This is a genomic window from Clostridium sp. CM028 (assembly GCF_030585565.1).
In the GTDB taxonomy this organism is placed as follows: domain Bacteria; phylum Bacillota; class Clostridia; order Clostridiales; family Clostridiaceae; genus Clostridium_AD; species Clostridium_AD estertheticum_B.
In genome coordinates, this window is the sequence record NZ_CP077766.1 from 2,188,012 (window position 1) to 2,209,949 (window position 21,938).

A 21,938-nucleotide genomic window follows, 5' to 3' on the forward strand; every position below is an offset into this window, starting at 1 on the left:
TAGATTAATTACATCATCAATTTTCCTTATTTATGTTATTTTTGTGTTATTAATATAATAAGCAAAAATTATGTCAATAATAACCAAAAGAGTAGAGCGTGCTGTTATATCATAACCATATAAATTGTTTTTTTCAGAATAAGCATTTATAGAAATATCTACAAGTTTAGATAAAGTAGAATCAGGAGTATTAACAATAGCAACAGTTTTAAAATTCCTATAGCTTAGTTTTTCAGCAATAGTAGTTAATGTATGAGTCTCTCCACTGTTTGATATAAAAATTATCAAATCATCATGGGTTGAACTTTTATCTAAAAGATCAATTATCTGAGATTCATATATATAGAAACTACTCTTGTTGGACTGCATTAATAGTTTTGAAAAATATTCACCCATGGGCTTTGAGAGGCCAACAGCGACTATAATGATTTTCTGAGACCCTTTTATCATTTTGACTAGTTTATTAATGTTGCCTATAGATAATTTATCAAGAGAGTGATTGATATTGTTTTTAATTACACCTATATAGTTATATATGTTAGGAGTAGATGGTATGTCAATATTTTTTAATATATATTTAAGCTCTGAAAAACCAGATAGTCCAAGTTTACTACACATTCTAACAATCGTGGTATTGCTGACATTGTTTTCTTCAGCCATCTTGGTAAGAGATTGTTCTTTTGCCTTTTCTAAGTTTGAGTCTATGTAATAGAAAATATGTTTTTCAGCATAAGTTAAGTCATTTAACTTATCAGCGAAATAGTTAACAACAACACTCAAATATAATACCTCCAATTTTTATGATGTTCTATAACGAATATTATAATTACATTATACACATCATAATGCGGAAAAGTAAAATTATACTTTCTTTGTATAACAAAACTTTATCTCTTTATGTAATAATTATCTTGTAAATGTAAAAGGTTTCACAAATCAATAAGCCCTCATATATAAAATGATAAAGGAGAATGATCATGGATTTAAAAAATATGACTAATAGTGAATTAATTATTTTAAATCAAAAATCTTTAAAAAAAGAAGAAGTTATAAAAAAACTAATAGACAAACTTTATGATCAAGGTATACTTTCATCAAAAGAAGAATTTTTTAAAACTGTAATGGAGAGGGAATCACAGTCTCCAACAGGACTAGAAAGAGGGGTTGCAATACCACATGGTAAATCAACTTCAGTAAATAAAGCAGCTTTTGCAGTGGCTAGGTTAGAAAGTCCTATAAATGATTGGGAAAGTGTAACGGAAAATAATGATGTTGAATTAGTATTTTTATTAGCTATCCCCAAAGCAGAAGAAGGCTCAACTCATTTAAAATTGTTAGGTGAACTTGCATCAGCTTTAATGTATGAAGACTTTACCACAAATTTAAAGAAGGCTAAAGATATTAAAGCGTTTATAGCGGCGCTAGATTATAAAAAGGTTAATAATGAAGTTGTAGAATATAATAAGACAGTTTTAGCTGTTACATCTTGTGCAGCAGGAATAGCTCATACATATATGTCTGCTGAAGCACTAGAAAAGGCCGGTAAGGAAATGGGAGTTAGAGTGCTTACTGAAAAGCAAGGCGCTAACGGTATAGAAGATACACATAGCCAGGACGATATAAAAAATGCAGATGGAGTAATATTTGCCTGTGATATAGCCGTTAAAAACATTGAAAGATACAATGGTAAATCATTTGTAAAGGTAAAGGTAGCAGAACCACTAAAGGATGCTAAGGGTTTAATTGTGAGAGTTTTAGAAAATCCAGATGGCAAAGTAGAGAGTGGAGCTGTATCAGAATCCTCTGTGGATAGCGGTGTTAAAAAAGGCTTCTTAGCTGGAATGATGGAAGCTATAATGACCGGTATTTCTTATATGATTCCAGTTATAGTTGCAGCTGGTCTTATGATGGGTATAGCAAAACTTTGGGCTATGGGCCTAGGTCAAATAGATAACTTGAATAAATTAGGAGAAAGCGCAAATCAATTATACGTATTCTTATATTATTTAGATAAGTTTGGTGCATTAATATTTAAGTTTATATATCCAGTATTCGCAGCATATGTAGCATATTCAATTGCAGATAGACCGGGTCTTGTACCAGGATTTATAGGTGGTGCTTTTGCCGGTGGATTGCATTATACCTTCTGGGAAATCAAAGGAGGGATACCTTCAGGATTCTTAGGTGCTTTAATTCTTGGTTTAGTCGCAGGTTACTTAACCAAGTTCTTAAATGAAAAGATCAAGTTACCAAAAGATCTTCGAGCAATGAAGCCAATGTTCTTATTACCAGGTATAGTTGTATTTGTTATTTTTGTGCTAAATTTCTATGTTATTGATCCTGTCTTTGGAGGTTTAAATGGTTGGTTATCAAATTTAATTGCTTCTTTTAATACTGGAAGTACATTAATATTAACTTCTATAATAGCAGCTTGTACAGCATTTGACCTTGGAGGGCCAGTAAACAAGGCAGCAGGTGCTATAGCTATGGGGCTTGCAGCAGATGAAATATTCCCTTTAACAGGAAGAGTATTATCTATAGTAATTCCTCCAATAGGGCTTGGACTTGCAACAGTTTTAGATAAATATATAGTTGGAAGAAGAGTATTTGATGAAAACTTAAGAGTTGTTGGTAATACATCTATTGTGTTAGGGCTCATAGCAGTTAGTGAAGGCGCAATACCATTTATGTTAAAAAATCCATTAATAACCATTCCAATCAATGTAATTGGTGCAATAATTGGTTCATGTACAGCTGTTGCGCTAGGCGCTGTTCAATGGAATCCATTACCAGCAATATGGGGATGGCCTTTAGTAGAAAATTTATGGGCTTACATAATAGGATTAATAGTAGGTGTATTATTCATAGCTTTTGCTAATATTTTTATAAGATATCATATTATTAGAAAACACGAGAAAAAGACAGCTTTATAAATAAAAGAACTAAAAGCTATATTTATAGCTTTTAGTTCTTTCACTAGTGATTATGATTTAGGAGGAGAATATGAATAAAAAGAAAAAGGTATATATAGTACCACATTCTCATTGGGATAGAGAATGGTACTTTACAATAGAGGATTCAAACGTACTGCTAAGCCAAAACATTCCATACCTTATTGAAGTGTTAGAAAAGGACTCAGAATTTAATTCTTATACATTAGATGCACAATTATCAATAGTTGAGGAATATTTAGTGCTTTATCCAGAAGATAGGGTGAAATTAGAAGAATTGATTAAGGAAAGAAGAATATTTGTAGGGCCTTGGTATACTCAAACTGATACATTGCTTGTAAATAAAGAATCAATAATAAGAAACTTATTATATGGAACAAGACTAGGAAATAAATTTGGCCACTCTATGACGGTAGGATATCTACCCGATGTATTTGGACAAAATCAATATTTACCTTCAATTTTTAGGGGTTTTGATATAGAAGACAGCATACTTCAAAGAGGAGTATACACAGAGGATTTAAAAGATAATTTAAACTTTAGATGGTCATCACCTGATGGAGAAAGAGTTAATGCTAATAATATTTTCTTGGGTTATGGCCCGGGTAAATTTCTAACTACAGATGATAAATATATAGAAGAAAAACTTATACCAATGTTAGAAAAGTTGGAATCTTTAAATGTGGGCTCAGATGATCTATTATTGCCAGCAGGAGGAGACCAAGTTCTAGTTAGAAATCATTTTCCAAAAACTATAAAAGAGCTTAATGAAAAGCAGTATAAGTATGAGTTTATATTGTCTAACTATGAAGACTTTATGAAGGATACAATGAATAAATCTTTTGAAAATGAGATAAAAGGAGAACTAATAGCTTGTCAAAAATCAAGGATACATAATACTATAAAATCTCAAAGGTATGATATTAAAAAAGCTAACTATGATGTGGAAAATAAGATACTTTATATATTAGAGCCACTTGCTGTTATAGGGAACTCCTTAGGGTTAAAATATCCAACTCCATGGGTAGATATAATGTGGAAATCATTATTTGATGTTCATGCTCATGATAGTATAGGTGGATGTAATTCTGATGCTACAAATAGAGGAATTTTAAATAGGATCGAGAAGTCTGATACGATTTGCTCAGGATTAATTAATGTAATTAAAAAGCAAATTACTACAGCTATTAGTAAAAAAGTAAGAAATGAAAATATAGTTGTATTATTTAATACTAAAGTTTATAGCTCAGTAGAAAATGTTGAAACAGTTATATTTAGTGTGAAAAAAAACTTTAACTTAAATACAATAGAAGGAAATTCGGCCGAGTTTGATATAGTTAAAAGAGATTATATAAGTGGCGGAAAGCAAGTAGTGGCAAGTACTGATGGAGATACTCAAATAGAGCTTCCTGGCTATTATAGAAGTGAAGTAATTATAAAAAATGAAGAGCTTAAAGCTTTGGGATATAAGACCCTTATCGTTAATGAAGGTGAAATAAACAGTGAAAATATACTAGAAGTTATTGAGGACCATGAAATAGATAATAACTTCTATAAAATAAGGTTAAAGGATAATGAAATTACATTAATAAACAAAAAAACAAGTGAAGAAGTTACGGACATCTTCTATTTTGAAGATAGTGAAGATTGTGGAGATTCTTACGATTATTCTCCATCTTCAAATGGAGAACGCACAGTTATAAGTAAGGCTATTCTTTTAGAAGTTAAAAAATCTAAGAACATAAACAAGATGATTATTCAGCATAGAGGAGTTAATTATAAATCTTGTGAGATAATTGTAAACACAGAAATAGAGCTTAGAAATGGTGAATCCACTATAAGAATCAAGCATCATATAGATAATACGGCAAAGGATCATAGAGTAAGAGTTGTTTTAAATACTAATGTAGTTAGTTCAACTTCACTAAGTGACCAGGGATTCTCTTTTATTGAAAGAAGTAATACTAATAAATATCTAAAAAACTGGAGAGAAAGTGGATTTGTAGAAGCACCAGTACCAATATATGCCTTAGAGAATATGGTTATGTTAAAGGATGAAAAGTATACTTATGGGGTTATTACCAAGGGCATTAAAGAATATGAAATTCTAGAGAATTCAAAGATAGCATTAACACTATTTAGAAGTGTTGGGTTACTTGGACGTGATGATTTACTCTGGAGACCAGGTAGAGCTTCTGGAATAAACAATAAGGTTGTTTACACTCCAGATGCACAAATGATCAAAAAAATGAATTTTGAATATGCCATAACTCTAAGGGATTCCTCGGAAGAATTATTTAAACAAGTTGACAAATTCATTGGAAGATATACAAGTTACCAAAAGCAGAATCTGAATTTATTTGAAGAGAGAGTAGAAAGGTTTGAGATTCCATTAAATCTTGATGTTAATGGAGATGAATATTCATTAATGAAAATAGATAACGCAAATATAATACAAAGTGTATGTAAAGAATCCTACGAGAAAGATGGGTTTATAGTAAGATTATTTAATCCAGGATATAGTGAAGAAGTGGTTAACTTATATTGTGATAAATTTAAATCCATAAAGTTAACTAATCTTTATGAAAAAGAGATTGAAGAAGTTAATGGAGAAATTAAAGTTAAGCCTAGAGGATATGTAACTATAAAGATAATAGTATAAGAAGTGGAGGTTTTTATGAATAATTTAGAATTAACTAGCGCTGTAGTTGAAAAATTAAAGTTTATTTATGGATCAGAATATAAAGATGAATTTAAAGATGAAATTGAAAAACTGATAAATAAGTGGGAAGAAATAAGACTTACAAAGGCAGATGCTATTTCAGAAAAAAATGTATATTTGATAACTTATGGAGATAGCATCTATGAGGAGGGGGTTCCAACAATAAGAACTTTAAAGAAGTTCTTAAATAAAAAGGTAGGAAACACTATAACAGACATTCACATTCTTCCAATGTTTACTTATACCTCTGATGATGGATTTTCTGTGGTTGATTATATGGAAATAAATAAAGATTTAGGTGATTGGGGATGTATAAAAAATTTATCTGAGGATTATAGATTAATGTTTGATTTTGTAGCTAATCACATTTCTAAATCAAGTAGCTGGTTTAAGGGCTACTTAAGTAATGAAAAAAAATATGAAAATTATTTTATAAAAGAAGATAATAATTTTAATACTAAAAATGTTATAAGGCCCAGAACATCACCATTATTCCATAAGTATGAAGGCGAAAGTGGAATAAAAACAGTATGGACAACGTTCAGTGAAGACCAAATCGATGTGAACTTTGGATGTTTTGCAGTTTTATTAGAAATGACAGATATATTATTAAACTATGCTAGAAATGGCGCAACATCAATAAGGTTAGATGCTATAGGTTTCTTATGGAAGCAGTCTGGCACAAACTGCATGCATCTCCCTCAAACCCATGCAGTTATTGAGGTTTGGAGACTATTGTTTGATTACTTTAAAGAAAACACTCAAATAATAACGGAGACTAATGTACCTCACAGTGAAAATATAAGTTACTTTGGAGATAAGAGTAATGAAGCAAATATGGTATATCAATTTCCGTTACCACCACTAGTACTATACACTCTTACAACCCATAATTCTAAAAAGTTAACAGAGTGGGCAAATACTATAGATAAGGTATCTGATACAGCTACATATTTTAACTTCTTATCAAGTCATGATGGAATAGGGATGAGACCAACAGAAGGAATCTTAACTGATAATGAAAGACAAGTTTTAGTAGATAAGGTTAATAAAAATGGAGGAAGAGTTTCTTATAAGAATAATGCGGATGGAAGTAGGTCGGTATATGAACTTAATATTAATTATAATGATGCTATTATAAATATAGATGAAGATATTACTTTAGAGGATGAAGTTAATAAGATAATAGCTTCAATTTCAATATTACTATCTTTTGTAGGAGTACCTGCTATATACTATCATTCATTATTAGGATCAAGAAATGATTATAAGGGCTTAGAATCGTCAGGAATAAATAGAAGAATTAATAGAGAAAAGCTTGAATTTAGCAAGCTATCTAATGAATTAGATAATGATGAAAGAAAAAAGGCTATATTTAATAGAACAAAGGAATTAGTTGAAATTAGAAAAACACATTCAGCATTTTCACCTTTTGCATCTCAAGAGGTTTTAGATTTAGGAGAAAATATATTTGTATTAGAAAGATATAATGACCATACTAAAGAAAAGATAACATTTATAGTAAATGTAGACTCAAAAACAGTAAAAATCAACCCTAATATTGTGGGGATTGACATAGTTACAGGCAGAGAAATAAAGGGTAATATTGATCTAAACCCCTATGAATTTGTATGGATAAAGTAACCAATAAGCCCCCCCTATAGGTGGGGCTTATTAAAATTAAATTATATATATTTTTCCGTTTCTTCATACTCTTTAAGTTCATTAACCAAATGCTTAATCTCCTGATCCTTATTCTTGTCCATTACGAGTATTACATCTCCTGCATCGACAATTATAAGATCCTTTACACCAAACCCAATTATAAGTCTGTCCTTACCAAATACTGAGCAATTTTCACTCTCTTCCATAAACGTGTTACCCAATACATTGTTACCTCGTAAATTACTTAGAAACCTTGAAAGTGCTGCAAAAGTTCCTATGTCATCCCATACAAAGTCACATTTTATAACAAATGCCTTTCTAGTTTTCTGCATTATGCCAAAATCTACTGATATTCCATCTATTTCATTGTACTGTTCTTTTGTTACCTCGGTTTCTTCATCAGTCTCTAAAGCTTGATATATAGTCATTAATCTTTTATACATCTTAGGTAAATACTTCTCCATCTCTCGTAAGTACACATCTGCTCTCCATACAAACATACCACTATTCCAAAGGAAGTTTCCTTTTAAGAGCAAATCCTTGGCTACTTCGGTATTAGGTTTTTCTAAAAATCGTTCTACTTTGAACGTAGGCATATCAGCGTTTACCCTATCTCCCATTTCTATATAACCATACCCAGTTTCTGGTCTTGTGGGCTGTACACCTATGGTGACTAGTCCTCTTTTTTTATTTGCAATTTCAACTCCCTGTAAAATAGTTTCTTTAAACTCCTTTTCATTTTCTATATAATGATCAGAAGGTAAAACTATCATGGTTGCTTCCTTGTCCTGCTTCACTAGCTTGGCAGCGGATAGACCTATACAAGTGGCAGTTTCTTTATTACTAGGTTCCACAAATATATTTTTTTTATTAATTTCTGGAAGTTCCTCACATATTTTATCAAAATAATCTTCATTTGTAACTACATAAATATTTTCATTTCTAACTAAACATTTTATTCTATCCACAGTGCTTCTTAAAAAGCTCTTATTATTGATAATATTCAAAAACTGCTTCGGGTTTTGTGCACGAGATAGAGGGTAAAGTCTTGTTCCTTTTCCACCTGCTAAGATTAGTACGTATAGCAAAATACCACCCCAAATTATTACTCATTTCATTTTATGATTCATAAGTCTATGTTGTGAGAACAATTTATAATATTGTTTAAGTATTTAGTTTTATAAATTTGAAAATTGCTTATACTTCTTATCATATTTTGAAAAACAAAAAATGTGTAGGCTGAAAAATATATTTTTCATCCTACACACTTTTTGTCTAGATGTTTTTATTTCTCATCCGAGATAATACCTTCTTTATCTAAAACAATACGCTCTTCATCAAAAGGCGAAACAAATTCAAATCTGTCTGTTGACATTTTGCCTCCGCTTTTTCCAAGTAATTCTAAATCATCGTATTCGTCAATATTATATTCCTTTAAAACAGAGGTCATATCCTTTTCTCCCTGGTATGGTAGTCGCGTTACAAATGAACGAAATAATTTTTCGCTGAAATACTTTGAATTTACTATAGGAAAACACGGCAATGGAGAGAATCCATATGCTTCAGCCTTTTTAACACCCTCAATATCATATTTGAAATAATATTTTTCCGGTCCTTTACTTAATTCGCCTACTTTAAATGTTTCTTCTTGTTCATTCTTCCATATCATCCATATTACGTTCTTCACTTTGCTAGTCATTCCTCTCACCCTCTTATTAAAAATCATACTATTATCATGCTCTGCCATTATACTTATTATAACTTAATTGGAATAATATGCAAACAAAAATTTCACTAAGTAGGTTTTATGTGTTTTCTAGTTATTTAATTTTTGTGATAATCTATCCATAACTACACTAGGATTTCTATAAAATTCACTGGCACGTATTTTATAAAACTCCCATCCAACCCTTTCAAGACACATTTGCATTTCATACTGCTTTTGCCAATTATAATTTTCATCTTGTGGCATTCCAATGCATTTAACTGCTATTTTTTTATAATGACCTCCAGGAATATCCAAGGATAAATCCGTTTCTACAACAAAGTCTATAGTATATTTTCCCACTTTAACCTTTGGTGTGATCTTATATCCATTTTCTTTTATGCATTTTTCTATGTGCTCCTCAAAATCGTTTAATAATAAATATTGTTGTGATTTAATTTCTTCCTTAGGTTCATTCTCCTCAAGGCAATATTTTAATAGTGAGTATCTAACACATTTATTATTGAGGTTATCTAAATCGACTGAGTGAAATAGCCACATTTGATTCCTTGCACGGCTTGCCGCTACATTAAATCTTCTTATATCTGATCCCTTAGTTAAAGCTGTAAATTTAGCATTATTTGCAATAACCATCGATAGGAACATTACATCTCTCTCATCCCCTTGGAAGGAATAAGCATCTCCACATATAAGTCTTCTTTGCAGTATTTCCTCCATGCCAAGTGTCTCTACCAACATGCCCAGTATTAATTCAGCTTGAGCGTCCCCTAGTAACGATACAACTCCCATTGTCATGCCATTATACCTCTCATCACTACAACACTCTACTATCTTATCTACAATGCTTTTTGCTTCGTTTGCGTTTATAGCCTTAGCTTCATCCCTACATCCCTGAGTAACTTTAGAGGTTACTATAAATGGGCCAACTATCTCTTTAGCGTCTATTCTTCTTAAAGGTATTATTTCGCCCGAATAGCACAATTCATTACTAAATCCTATTATCTCTGGAACACACCTAAAGTGTTCCTTTAATAATAATCTATTTGGGAATACCCTTAGGGCTGTATTGTACAAGCTAGTTTTTAGATCAAACCATTCTGCATGTGGAATGTCTTCTAAATATGTGTTTATTAAAGTTTCTACAGCAACATGGTCCTTTCCAATGGCTTCTGGGCTTATTTGCTTTTCATCTCCTACAATAATTGCCTTCTTAGCCCTCATTAAAACTGTTATAGCTGATATATCACTTTGACTGCTCTCGTCCACAATTACCACATCGAATAAATTATCCGTAAGCTTTAAATTCTCCATGACTCTATTTATTGGCATAATCCATACAGGAATTACATCCTTACAATTTTCCATTTCCTTTTGTGCAATTTTCCTATACTTCACTGCCTGAGTTCCTGTGCCCTTTCCTATTCTTTTTATAGCTTCCATCCAAGTAAATAAGCTTCTTTTTTGAGCCTCAGTAGTACGCTCTATTTGATTAAACCAACTTTTTTTAGAAACAAGTTCTCTTATAATATATTTTTCTTTAATTTTTTCCTGGGCTATATTTTTCTCTAAAGCTTCTACATCAATTTCTTCTAATTCGCACAAAAAATCATTCCATTTTTTCCACTTCCATGCCTTTTCCCAATTTAAATTTTCTAAACTCTTCATGGCCTTTTTATTATCATTTGTGATATTTTCAAGTAATATCGGACAGCATTTTTCTATCTTTTTGCTTAATTGTGTTAATTCTAACACACTACTCGCCACTTGCATTAGACTATCAATCTCCATATAAACAGAATGTAAACTATCAACGTCTCTTGTTTTTATAGCATTGTGTAACTTTTGCATGCACCCTACATTATTGAATGTTTTCTCTATCCCTTCCATTTCTAGTTTTAATTTATTATATTTATTTATAAGCCTTAAACTCTCAAATCCATTTTTTAGATAGATATATGATTCTTTTTCATACCAACGTAAACTAATCGTCAGGTTTTTATCTGGTAAAAAATTAATTATATTATTTCTAAAGTCCTTGTCCCAGTTAATAATCGTTTCAATACCCCTAATGCAACCCGCGACTTCACTTACATAGTTTAAGTTTGAATCATCTATAATCTTTGACCCATACTCTTCTATTGTATTATTCCAAATATTTTTAAGTTCTCTTTCTAATAGCTGTAGCTTTATATATAAATTAACTACCCTTATTTGTTCACTATTATTTATAAGCTCATAATCCACCTTGCAACCCGCGAATATATATTTAAACTTACCATGGATCATTTTAAATACAATTCCCAGTTTGCCTTTTTCATTTATTGTTTTTGATACAACATCAAAGTCATTTTTAAATTTGTTTATATCAACATCAGTTGGTATTTCTAACTTGTGATCATTTAATTCTTGCTTAATTTCACTTATACTTCTTATATATTCATTACACTTATTAACTAATTGTTGCCAAACACCTTGTGATTCGTTATTAGAATAATAATGTGTCATAACATTATTTAGCCAGCTATTTTCAAACCCTTCTAGTCTTTCTATTGCATCATCTACAAGTTTTAGTAATCTTCTATTTCCATAATCTATAGACTTAACATTATTCCAGTCTTTAATATTATTCTCATGAATATGTTGATACTGTTCTAATTTAAATAATTCTAATATTTTATAACATAACTCGTCTTCTTTAGGCAATATCGCTCTGTACTTATCTATGTTATTTATTTCATGTATTTGCTCTTTTGTAATTCTACTTGATAATGTAACTAACTTATTAAATTCTTCATGACCTAAGGGATTTTGTTTATTAAAATCAACCTTATCTACTAGCCAAGAATGAGCATCTTCATTATCTTTAACCCACTTAGCCATATGCATTAATGTGTATTTTTGACCTTCATACTCTACCTTGTCGTTTTCTCTATCTTCAATGCATTTTAACCCTTCATATAATTTTTTTTGAGTTTCGATGCACTTACTAAGTTTATATTTTAAGAGTTTTATGTCTTTATGTAATTCTTTAGTATCCATTGATAAATTTTCAGTTATTTTTCTAACAGACTCGTCCAATTCTTCTAGTGATTTCGTATCATTTCCCAATATACTTATACATAATGCCCTAACTTCTTCGGGGATTTTATTAGACAAAACCCTTAATGCTCTATCTGTTTGGCTTGTCACTAGTACCCTCTTGCCATGTGCCAAAAGATGGCATATTAAATTAGCTATAGAATGGCTTTTACCAGTACCTGGCGGTCCCTGTACAACAATGCCAAAGTTTTCAGCGAGTCTCTTAGTTATTTCCATTTGCTCCTGATTTGCAGGCAAAGGAAATAATACATCTTGTCCCACTTCCGTCCACTCTTTAAGTTCCTCGATATCTTGCACCATATCTTCCTCCGAAACTAAAGCTTCTATAGTTTTAGGAATAGGAAATCCCGCTCTTATTTGCGTTAATACATCATTTAGTTCCATATTCCAAAGTCTTGTGTCAACCTTACGAAGTATGATGCATGGGGCATTGTAAAATTGCATGTTACTTTGAATCTTTATATCTGATTCACCGCTTAGCTCCTCAATATAAAAACCCGACCTGTGAGCTTTTAAAAGCATAGCTATCTCTTCGAATATTTTCGAAGCCATTTCAATATTTCTTACATCCAGAGCCATATCTTTTGCTTTATTGCGAATGCTTAGTAAACTGTCTAAGTTTACTTCGAGGTATTCATTTAAAAATTCAAGCTCCACATTGGTTTGGTTATTATATGGTTTTAGGGTAAATATTTTTTTCATTGAATCAAGCTTTATTTCTATTTTAGTCGTAAAAATAGGATGGACTACTTTTTTGCCCTCTTTTTCCCAAGTTAAAAGCCCATTTGACCAAATCACCTCTAAATCTTCACTGTTTTTTTCTAGTTTTAAATATGTTTTCTGAAACTGAGCGTATAATTTTCCTGCTCTCTCATCTATAGTTAACCAATAATCCTTATTTTCATCAACATTAAAAGTGCACCCACTAATATTTTGGAGTTCCTTTTGCCAATGTACATTTTCATATTCATTAATATTTCTTATAGTTTTTTGATTCATATTTTTTATACTTAGTAAATATGAAAATATTTTTTCTACTTTATTATTAATATTCAAAACTTCGTTACCTCCAACTTGTTAATTTGACATTTATAAAATCACCTAATTGTATATTCAAGGCTCATGAAAATAATGTAAAAAGTCTTATTAAAACTTATTTTGTTTTAATAAGACTTATATTTATTTACAGGAATCTCTCTCCACTATTCTATATGGTAATACAAAATGTTTTTCCTCAACTTCTAAATTATTTATAGCTTTTATAAGCATTCTCATACTTACAGATCCCATGTCATACATTGGTTGAGCCACTGTAGTCAATTTAGGATAGAATATTGAAGCTGAATAAATATCATCAAAGCCCATAACATCTATGTCCTCCGGAACTTTAATAGATTTATCTCTTAATGCATTTATTACTCCCATAGCAATTTCATCACTAGCACAGAATACTGCGTCTATTTGGACACCTTTATCTAATATCGCATTAATCCCCTTGTACCCATCTCTAGCCTTAACTCCGCCAAGATAAATTAGCTCTTTATCAAGTGTTATTCCCATTTCCTCAAGCCCTTTTATATAGCCAGTGTGCCTTTTAGCTAGCGCATTAACTTTTTCTATATCAGTACCTACATATGCAATTTTCTTATTGCCCTTATTTATCAAATATTTTACCGCATCAGCCGCTGCCCTTACATTATCAATAGTAACACTAGGTAATATTCCTCCAGCATCTGTAGTTTCTACAAGAACCGTCGGCATTTCGAGCTCTTTTATTAAGCCTATAACATTATTCTCTATGGAATTACTCATGTATATAACCCCATCTATCATTTTCTCTTTAAGTATTCTTAAAGATTCCATTTCTTTATCTACGTCTAAATCCGCGTTGCAAAGCATAATGTTGTATTTATAAATATTAGCTACATCCTCACAGCCTCTAACAATTTCAGGATAAAATTGATTTGATATATCCGGTATAATTATCCCTATAGTACTAGATTTTTGAGTTTTTAAGCTTCTTGCAACTATATTAGGCCTATACGACAATTTTTTTATAGCATCATTTACTTTTTTCTTAGTGTCTTCATTTACCACATCTATATCATTTAAAACTCTGGATACTGTGGCAATAGAAACTCCCGCTTCTCTTGCAACATCTTTTATTGACGCAGCCATATTTCTCAACTCCTACTATTTTCTTATCTTATCATTATACTGATAAAAGCCTGTCATTTCAAGTTATATATGAACTTGCTACTATTAGTATAGTTATAGTGTTCCCATTAAATCAAGTTTACAATGATATTTATAAATATATCTCATAAAGTGTACCCGCACATTATTATTACTAAAAAAGAAAGTATGTGCTTAATATCACATACTTTCTAAATCATTAATTACAATTTTTCTAAATCTAGTTTTAAATCTTCACCATTTATCTTAACCGTCGTATATTCTCTTTCACCATTATATACAACTTCTACAGATAAAGTATCCCGTTTGATTTGTTCCTCAAATCTCGAAATTACATTTTGAAGCATTTCATTTCCAGATACGTAAATTCTAATCTTATCAGCAACTTCAAAACCACTTTCTTTTCTCATGTTTTGAATCTTGCTTAAGATCTCACGTACGTTTCCTTCTTCTTTAAGTTCTTCGGTGATGTTAGTCATTAAGACTACTCCCATTTCACCTTCCCCAGCAAATGCATAACCTTCAAGCCCTTGCATTGTAACAAGTAATTTCTCGCTATTGAGTTCTATTTCTGTTCCCGCTACATTTATAGTAACTATGCTCCCGTTATTTATAGTTTGAGCAAGCTCCATTTGGTTCATAGCTCCTATTGCTTTTTTAATTCCTGGTATTAGCTTACCATATGGCTTACCTAGCACAGGTAAATTTGGTTTAATTTCAAATTTAACATATTTAGAAATATCAGCTCCTAGCTCTACTTCTTTAATATTAAGTTCTTCTTTTACTATATCTCCATAATATTCCGGAAGAGATTTAGAACTAACTAGCATTTTAGAAAGCGGCTGTCTATTCTTTATATTAGCAGCATTTCGTGCACTTCTTCCTAATTTAACAGTCTTATAAGCCATATCCATTTCTTCTTCTAATACTTTATCCACTTGATCCTCTCTATATTCAGGCCATGCACATAAGTGAATACTTTCTGGTGCACTTTTGTCAAATGCAACTACTAAGTTTTGATATAACTCTTCTGTTATAAACGGTATAAATGGAGCAGATATTTTGGCAAAAGTTGTGATAACTCTATATAATGTCATATAAGCGCCTATCTTATCATCTGTAAGTGACTCTACCCAGTATCTTGCTCTATTGCGCCTTACATACCAATTAGAAAGCTCATCTACAAAACCTTCGAGTTCAAGAGCACCTTGAGTTATTCTATAATTTGTCAAATGGTCATCTATATTCTTAACTAATGTGTTTAATTTTGACATCATCCATTTGTCCATAATATTCTCAGATTCAAAGCTATCATATTTAGTTGGGTCAAAATTATCTATTTCAGCATATAGAATATAGAATGAATATACATTCCAAAGAGTTCCTATGAACTTCCTTTGTGCTTCAATTACCGCGCCTTCATAAAATCTTGAAGGTAACCATGGCGCACTAGCAGTATAAAAGTACCATCTTAGAGCATCTGCTCCTTGATTTTCTAGCACTGTAAATGGACTTAGCACATTCCCTTTATGCTTAGACATTTTAATTCCGTTTTTATCTAATACATGCCCTAGTACAATACAGTTTTCAAATGGGTTTGTATCAAATACAGCTGTAGATACCGCAAGTAACGTATAGAACCATCCTCTTGTTTGATCTACTGCTTCTGAAATAAATTGAGCTGGGAAATTAGCTTCAAATATTTCTTTATTTTCAAATGGATAGTGATGTTGCGCAAATGGCATTGATCCTGAGTCAAACCAACAATCTATAACTTCTTCTACTCTAGTCATAGATTTGCTACATTTTGGACATTTTAAATTTACCTTATCTATAAATGGTTTATGAAGCTCTATTCCTCCTGGCACATCTATTCCCTTTTCATTAAGTTCTGCTATACTTCCTATAAGTTCGCGATGACCGCATTCACATTCCCAAATTGGAAGTGGAGTCCCCCAATATCTAGATCTACTTATACTCCAATCTATAACGCCTTCAAGGAATTTACCCATTCTACCTGTTCGCACGTTATCTGGCATCCAATTAATTTTATTATTATTATCTATAAGTTTGTCCCTTACTGAAGACATTCTTACAAACCAACTTTCTCTTGGATAATATAAAAGTGGTGTATCACATCTCCAACAGTGTGGGTATGAGTGTTCAAATTTCTCTGCTTTATATAAAATATTGTTTTCTTTTAAGTATTCTAATATTTTAGCATCAGCCTCTTTAACAAAAATGCCCTTCCATGGAGCAACGCAATCTACAAATTTTCCTTCTACATCAACTAAATTAATAAGTGGTAAATCATATTTTTTACCAAGCAAATTATCATCTTCACCATAAGCCGGAGCAATATGGACTATCCCTGTACCATCTGAGAGTGTTACGAAATCTCCGTGTACTACATAGAAAGCTTTTTCTTTTGGAGTATAGAAATTAAACATTTGCTCATATTCAAGGCCTATTAGAGCTTCTCCTTTAAATTCACGTACTACCTCATACTCTCCCTCGAGTTTACTTAATAAATCTCTCGAAAGTATTAAAGTCTCACCTTCTTGGATTACCTCAACATAATCATATTTTTTGTTTACTGCAAGTGCTACATTACTTGGAAGTGTCCAAGGAGTTGTAGTCCAAACAAGTATAAATTTTTCTTCACCCTTCACTTTAAATTTCACATATGCTGACATTTCTTTTACATCTTTATATCCTTGAGCCACTTCATGAGATGATAAAGATGTTCCACATCTTGGACAATAAGGCATTACTTTATGACCTTTGTATAATAGATCCTTATCCCACATTTGCTTTAATGCCCACCAAACCGATTCAATATAATCATTGTGATAAGTTACATATGGCTTCTCCATATCTACCCAGTATCCTACCCTATCCGACATTTCTTCCCACATATTTACATAATTAAAAACACTGTCCTTACATTCTTTCACAAACTTTTCCACACCATAAGTTTCTATTCCAGGCTTACCATTAATTCCAAGTTTTTTTTCTATTTCAAGTTCTACCGGTAATCCGTGGGTATCCCACCCAGCTTTTCTAAGAACATTATATCCCTTCATTACCTTATATCTTGGAATTAAATCCTTCATAACTCTTGTTAAAACATGCCCGATATGTGGTTTTCCATTAGCCGTTGGTGGACCATCATAAAAAGTAAAGGACTCTCCTTCCTCATTTAAATCAAAATTCTTTTGAATAATATCTTTTTCTTTCCAAAGCTTAAGCACATCTTTTTCTATATCCATAAAACTTTTTGAAGCATCATTTTTCTTATACATAATAAAACTCCTTTCCCTATTTTATTTAAATTACTATTTGTATGTGGGGAACTTTCCTTCTGAAATATCGTTAAATCATCACCTGTGGTACTACAATATTTTTAAATATAAAAAAACCCCACCCTAAATAGGACGAAGTTAAATTCGTTATACCACCTATATAATACATATAAATTCAAGTACAATAATACCTTATTCTTTAACGCAGAAATACGGATAAGCTTACTAAACATTCAGCTCTCAGCTCCTAGGTGATTTTCTCTAAACCTTCACTATGGGTTCTCAACCTGACCCATTCTCTGTAAGTTACTTGCTTAAATACTTTTCCTAATCAAAGCTTTTTATTAGTCATAATCAATAATTACTATGAACTTCTTATCATTATATTATAATGAATTTTCATTGTCAATTTCTTTTTAAATTCTATTGTATTTACCATGAAAAAAAAGAGGTCTATATCTAAAATTTAAAATTTGTGTTATAAATCCTATATCTTGATATTTTGGAAATACTATTCTACAAACCTTCAATAACACCTTGATTATTTAAATATCACCTTTTCATAGATGTATGTGATATAATACTAGTTAAAAATAAACTTTGTTATGATTTGAATTTATAAATGATTCTTCATTTGTAATAACTTGCAAATCAGCGCCATTGATTTATAATTTATTGTGTTTTGTGATGTTTTCTTATTGACATACTTGCATTTTCATAATAAAATCATTTTATTTACAAATAAAATTTTGTTGTATTTCTAAGAAAAGCTCTCTACTTGTATATGTGGTAGCCTTGTTACAGGCAATTCAAGTATTCTGCTAAGATCATGATTCTATTTCTAAAAAGGTTAATCAAGTCACTTTAGTGGCTTTTAAGCAATTTATATACTTTAAAGGAGGAATATTATTTTGAAAAAATTAATTTATGTAATTCCTAAAGAAAAGCATTCTGAAAAAGAAATTAAAGAAACTTTACTTGCTCACCCTGAGGTGAAATTCGTCTCACTAGTTGGTATTGACTTATCAGGTAATGACACTGACGAGAGAATTCCAATGAAAATATTCTTAAATGATATTAGTGGCTTCGCGGACGGTGCTATTCAAACTGATGGTTCATCTGTAGTATTGCCAGGTATTGCAACTCTAAACAATGCTAAATTAGACATGCTAGCAGATTTTGACTGTAATTGGTACGTCGACTACAATTATGAAAACATTGACCCTGAAACAACATTACCTATAGGTACATTAAAAATTCCATGTATATTATTACATGATAATCTCCCAGTAGATTCAAGATCAATCTTAAAAAGATCCGTTGAATGCTTTAAAACAACCCTTCTTAATTTATTCAAAGAAAATCCATCATCTTTAACTTCTTTTAATTTTGAATATAAAGATATTGATGAGCTAATGCTCACTTCTGCTACTGAGTTAGAATTTTGGGTAAAAACACCTAATGATAAGGCCGATATAGAAGAACTATCTACTTCGCAAGTACTAAAAGAGCAATATTGGAGTAAAACTAAAGGAAATGTTCGAACAGCTCTCGAGCAAACACTTCTTTTAATGGAAGAGTATGGTTTCGAACCTGAAATGGGCCATAAAGAAGTTGGTGGGGTAAAAGCTCAAATAGGTGAAGCTGGTACTCTAACACATATTATGGAACAACTTGAAATAGATTGGAAGTTTTCAAATGCTCTACAATGTGCAGATAATGAGCTATTTATCAGAAATTTAGTAAAGGAAACCTTCAGACTTAACGGTCTAGATGTTAATTTTTTAGCAAAACCTGTACATGATGTGGCTGGAAGCGGTGAACATATTCATGTTGGAGTCGCTGTAAGATTAAAAAATGGAAAGAGAGTTAACTTATTCAATTCAAATAAAAAACATTTTTTAAGCACTTTAGGTTATGCTTCCGTGATGGGCGTACTTAAAAATTATGAAGTAATAAATCCATTTGTTTCTTCAACAAATGATTCTTTAAGAAGATTAAAAGTTGGTTTTGAAGCTCCTATTTGCATAGTAACTTCACTTGGTCACAGTGTAGATATTCCATCGAGAAACAGATCTATACTTTTAGCCTTAATAAGAGACCTTGATAATCCACTTGCTACAAGATTTGAGCTTAGATCTCCATGTCCACATACTAATGCCTATTTAGCTTTATCTACCCTATATATGACAATGCTCGATGGGATTGTATATGCCATCGAAAACAATAAATCTGAAGATGACCTTTTGAAAGAATTATCTAAAGCACCAGGAGACGACAGCGATTATTTAGAAAAAGATAGAGCTTACAGAAGTGAAGAAGATGTATTCGAATTCTATACAGAAGAAGAGCGCGCAAAATATTTTGGAAAAGCACCAAAAACTGTTTATGAAAATGTTCGTACATTAGAAGAATATCCTGAAAAGCTTAAGGTTCTTACGACTTCCAATGTATTTACTACTAGCATAATAAATAGCTTTAAAATGGCAATAACCAGTAGATGGGTTACTGAAATAAATAATAGGTTATTAAATAATTATGCAGAAGAGATTCGAAAATCTGAAATGATTCACACTGCTGAAAAAGCTTTAGATTTAGATTTAGCAAATTGGCAAAAAATTAATGACCTTAGACATTCTCTTATGAAGGATACTTATTCTAAGAAAAGCCTATTTACTAAAATAAAAGAAGCCTCTAAACTTGAAAACTATGAAGAACTTTCATCATTACAAATACAATTAGATGCACAAATGGAAGAGCTTAGACATTATTATTCTAACTATAAAAAGAATTTATTAGATATTTAATAAAAATCAAAATTATATATTGTGAGTCATGAAATGACCGTATAAAATGTTCTTTTACTACACAATATATTAATTTTAAAGGCATTTTAGAAGGAAAGACTCCCACTTCTATAAGTGGGAGTCACATACCATAACAAAGAGAAACCATTTAACAAAAGGAGAATTTACATGAAAATAACTTGGTTAGGTCATTCATGCTTTCTTTTGGAAGATTCAAAAGGTGTGAAGCTTTTAACAGATCCATTTGACGATACTTTAGGGTATGATATTTATAAAGGTAGTCCAGATATTGTAACTATAAGTCATCAACATTTTGATCATAATTATATCAAAGAGCTAACTGGCAATTATAAAATCATAGATAAAATTGGTATTTCCACTTTACATGATATATCTATAAAAGGTACCCCTTCTTATCACGACAAAAATAAAGGTGCAAAACGGGGCGATAACATAATATTCACCTTTAGAATGGATGGGTATTCCTTATGTCATTTAGGAGATCTAGGCCACACTCTTTCAAATGATGATATATCCTCCCTTGGAGATGTAGATATATTGTTTATCCCAGTAGGGGGTAATTATACAATTGATGGCAAGGAAGCGTCGGAAGTTACTAAAAAAATAAACCCCAAAATAGTTATACCTATGCACTATAAAACTTCACGACTATCTCTTCCATTAGAGGGAGTAGAAACATATCTTATGCATATGAAAAACGCCTCAAAGATAGATAGTAATACTTTAGTGGTTAACGATGAAATAAAAGAATCCATGTCTGTCAAAATATTAAACTATATTTAGAAGAAAAGCCTACCATTTTTAAATAAGTGGTGGGCTTTCCTTTTTTATTTCACATTGGATCAAAATATTTATATTCGCTTATTCCATTATACAATTTGATTTTCTAAAATACTTTTTTTAACATCAATGATTCTCTGATTAGATGATCCAGTATACTTACTAGCGCCTTCCTTTAATTCTTTATCAAATTTGCCATCAATAAGTACATCAATACAACTTAATAGCCCTAGTTTGTCACTATCTCCGCTATGTATTAATTCTTCGAAAGTGTATCCACTATAACACCAAATATTTAATCCCTGGCCCTTTAATTTCTCTGATAGTTTCGTTAAAGCTATCGCACTCTCAAAAGGTTCTCCTCCTGAAAAGGTAACCCCTTTTATTATAGGCATATTATTCTCTATTTTTTGTGCAATATCATCTATTGAAATAGAATCCCCATAATTAAAATCTTGCATAAATTCATTTTGGCAACTTTTACAGTTATGCATGCATCCAGACACAAAAATTACAGACCTAAGTCCATCTCCATTAACTAATGAATTATCTAGAAATCCGCCTATTTGAAGTTTCATTCAATCCACCACCTTTTATAAAATAATCACATGAAAATGATGGGCAATTGTTTAATACAATTGCCCATCATTTTCATCGTACTTAGTC

At 31.2% G+C, this 21,938-nt stretch carries 12 protein-coding genes and 1 other annotated feature; of the genes, 5 read left to right on the forward strand and 7 right to left on the reverse strand.

The features are described from left to right. Nucleotides 1-30 precede the first annotated feature (30 nt). The gene (locus KTC94_RS10230; protein ID WP_220320325.1) at nt 31-780 is read right to left on the reverse strand and encodes a MurR/RpiR family transcriptional regulator; all 750 of its coding nucleotides are present in this window, start codon (nt 778-780) and stop codon (nt 31-33) included. Between the two features lie 197 nt (nt 781-977). Here KTC94_RS10230 and KTC94_RS10235 point away from each other — a divergent pair, with 197 nt between their 5' ends. The 3 genes from KTC94_RS10235 (at nt 978) to KTC94_RS10245 (ending at nt 7,317) form a co-directional block, all read left to right on the forward strand. Continuing rightward, complete coding sequence (locus KTC94_RS10235) at nt 978-2,933, forward strand: fructose-specific PTS transporter subunit EIIC (RefSeq protein WP_220320324.1); 1,956 nt, start codon at nt 978-980, stop codon at nt 2,931-2,933. A gap of 70 nt (nt 2,934-3,003) precedes the next feature. Further along, nucleotides 3,004-5,613 (forward strand): glycoside hydrolase family 38 C-terminal domain-containing protein, encoded by a 2,610-nt coding sequence (locus tag KTC94_RS10240; protein ID WP_220320323.1) that lies wholly within the window; start codon nt 3,004-3,006, stop codon nt 5,611-5,613. 15 nt (nt 5,614-5,628) lie between these two features. Next, entirely contained in the window at nt 5,629-7,317 is a 1,689-nt protein-coding gene (locus KTC94_RS10245; RefSeq protein ID WP_216303322.1) for a sugar phosphorylase, read from the forward strand. A gap of 41 nt (nt 7,318-7,358) precedes the next feature. On the opposite strand, the gene KTC94_RS10250 is transcribed toward KTC94_RS10245, so the two are convergent. From KTC94_RS10250 to ileS, 5 genes are all read right to left on the reverse strand, one after another. After that, the gene (locus KTC94_RS10250; protein WP_216303321.1) at nt 7,359-8,426 is read right to left on the reverse strand and encodes a mannose-1-phosphate guanylyltransferase; all 1,068 of its coding nucleotides are present in this window, start codon (nt 8,424-8,426) and stop codon (nt 7,359-7,361) included. Nucleotides 8,427-8,623: 197 nt separating this feature from the next. Next, the gene (locus tag KTC94_RS10255) at nt 8,624-9,037 is read right to left on the reverse strand and encodes a hypothetical protein (protein ID WP_220320322.1); all 414 of its coding nucleotides are present in this window, start codon (nt 9,035-9,037) and stop codon (nt 8,624-8,626) included. A gap of 117 nt (nt 9,038-9,154) precedes the next feature. Beyond that, on the reverse strand, nt 9,155-13,219 hold the full coding sequence (locus KTC94_RS10260) for an AAA domain-containing protein (RefSeq protein WP_220320321.1): 4,065 nt from the start codon (nt 13,217-13,219) through the stop codon (nt 9,155-9,157). A 123-nt stretch (nt 13,220-13,342) separates the two neighbouring features. Further along, a complete protein-coding gene (locus KTC94_RS10265; RefSeq protein ID WP_216303318.1) occupies nt 13,343-14,341 on the reverse strand; it encodes a LacI family DNA-binding transcriptional regulator in 999 nt (332 codons plus the stop codon). A gap of 221 nt (nt 14,342-14,562) precedes the next feature. Beyond that, complete coding sequence (gene ileS / locus KTC94_RS10270) at nt 14,563-17,664, reverse strand: isoleucine--tRNA ligase (RefSeq protein WP_216303317.1); 3,102 nt, start codon at nt 17,662-17,664, stop codon at nt 14,563-14,565. 125 nt (nt 17,665-17,789) lie between these two features. Then, nucleotides 17,790-18,008, reverse strand: a binding site (T-box leader). 564 nt (nt 18,009-18,572) lie between these two features. Here ileS and KTC94_RS10275 point away from each other — a divergent pair. Both KTC94_RS10275 and KTC94_RS10280 read left to right on the forward strand, forming a co-directional pair. Further along, on the forward strand, nt 18,573-20,471 hold the full coding sequence (locus tag KTC94_RS10275; protein WP_216303341.1) for a glutamine synthetase: 1,899 nt from the start codon (nt 18,573-18,575) through the stop codon (nt 20,469-20,471). Nucleotides 20,472-20,639: 168 nt separating this feature from the next. After that, complete coding sequence (locus tag KTC94_RS10280) at nt 20,640-21,275, forward strand: MBL fold metallo-hydrolase (protein ID WP_220320320.1); 636 nt, start codon at nt 20,640-20,642, stop codon at nt 21,273-21,275. Nucleotides 21,276-21,361: 86 nt separating this feature from the next. Here KTC94_RS10280 and nrdG read toward each other — a convergent pair whose 3' ends face one another. Then, on the reverse strand, nt 21,362-21,850 hold the full coding sequence (gene nrdG / locus KTC94_RS10285; RefSeq protein WP_220320319.1) for an anaerobic ribonucleoside-triphosphate reductase activating protein: 489 nt from the start codon (nt 21,848-21,850) through the stop codon (nt 21,362-21,364). Nucleotides 21,851-21,938: the final 88 nt, after the last annotated feature.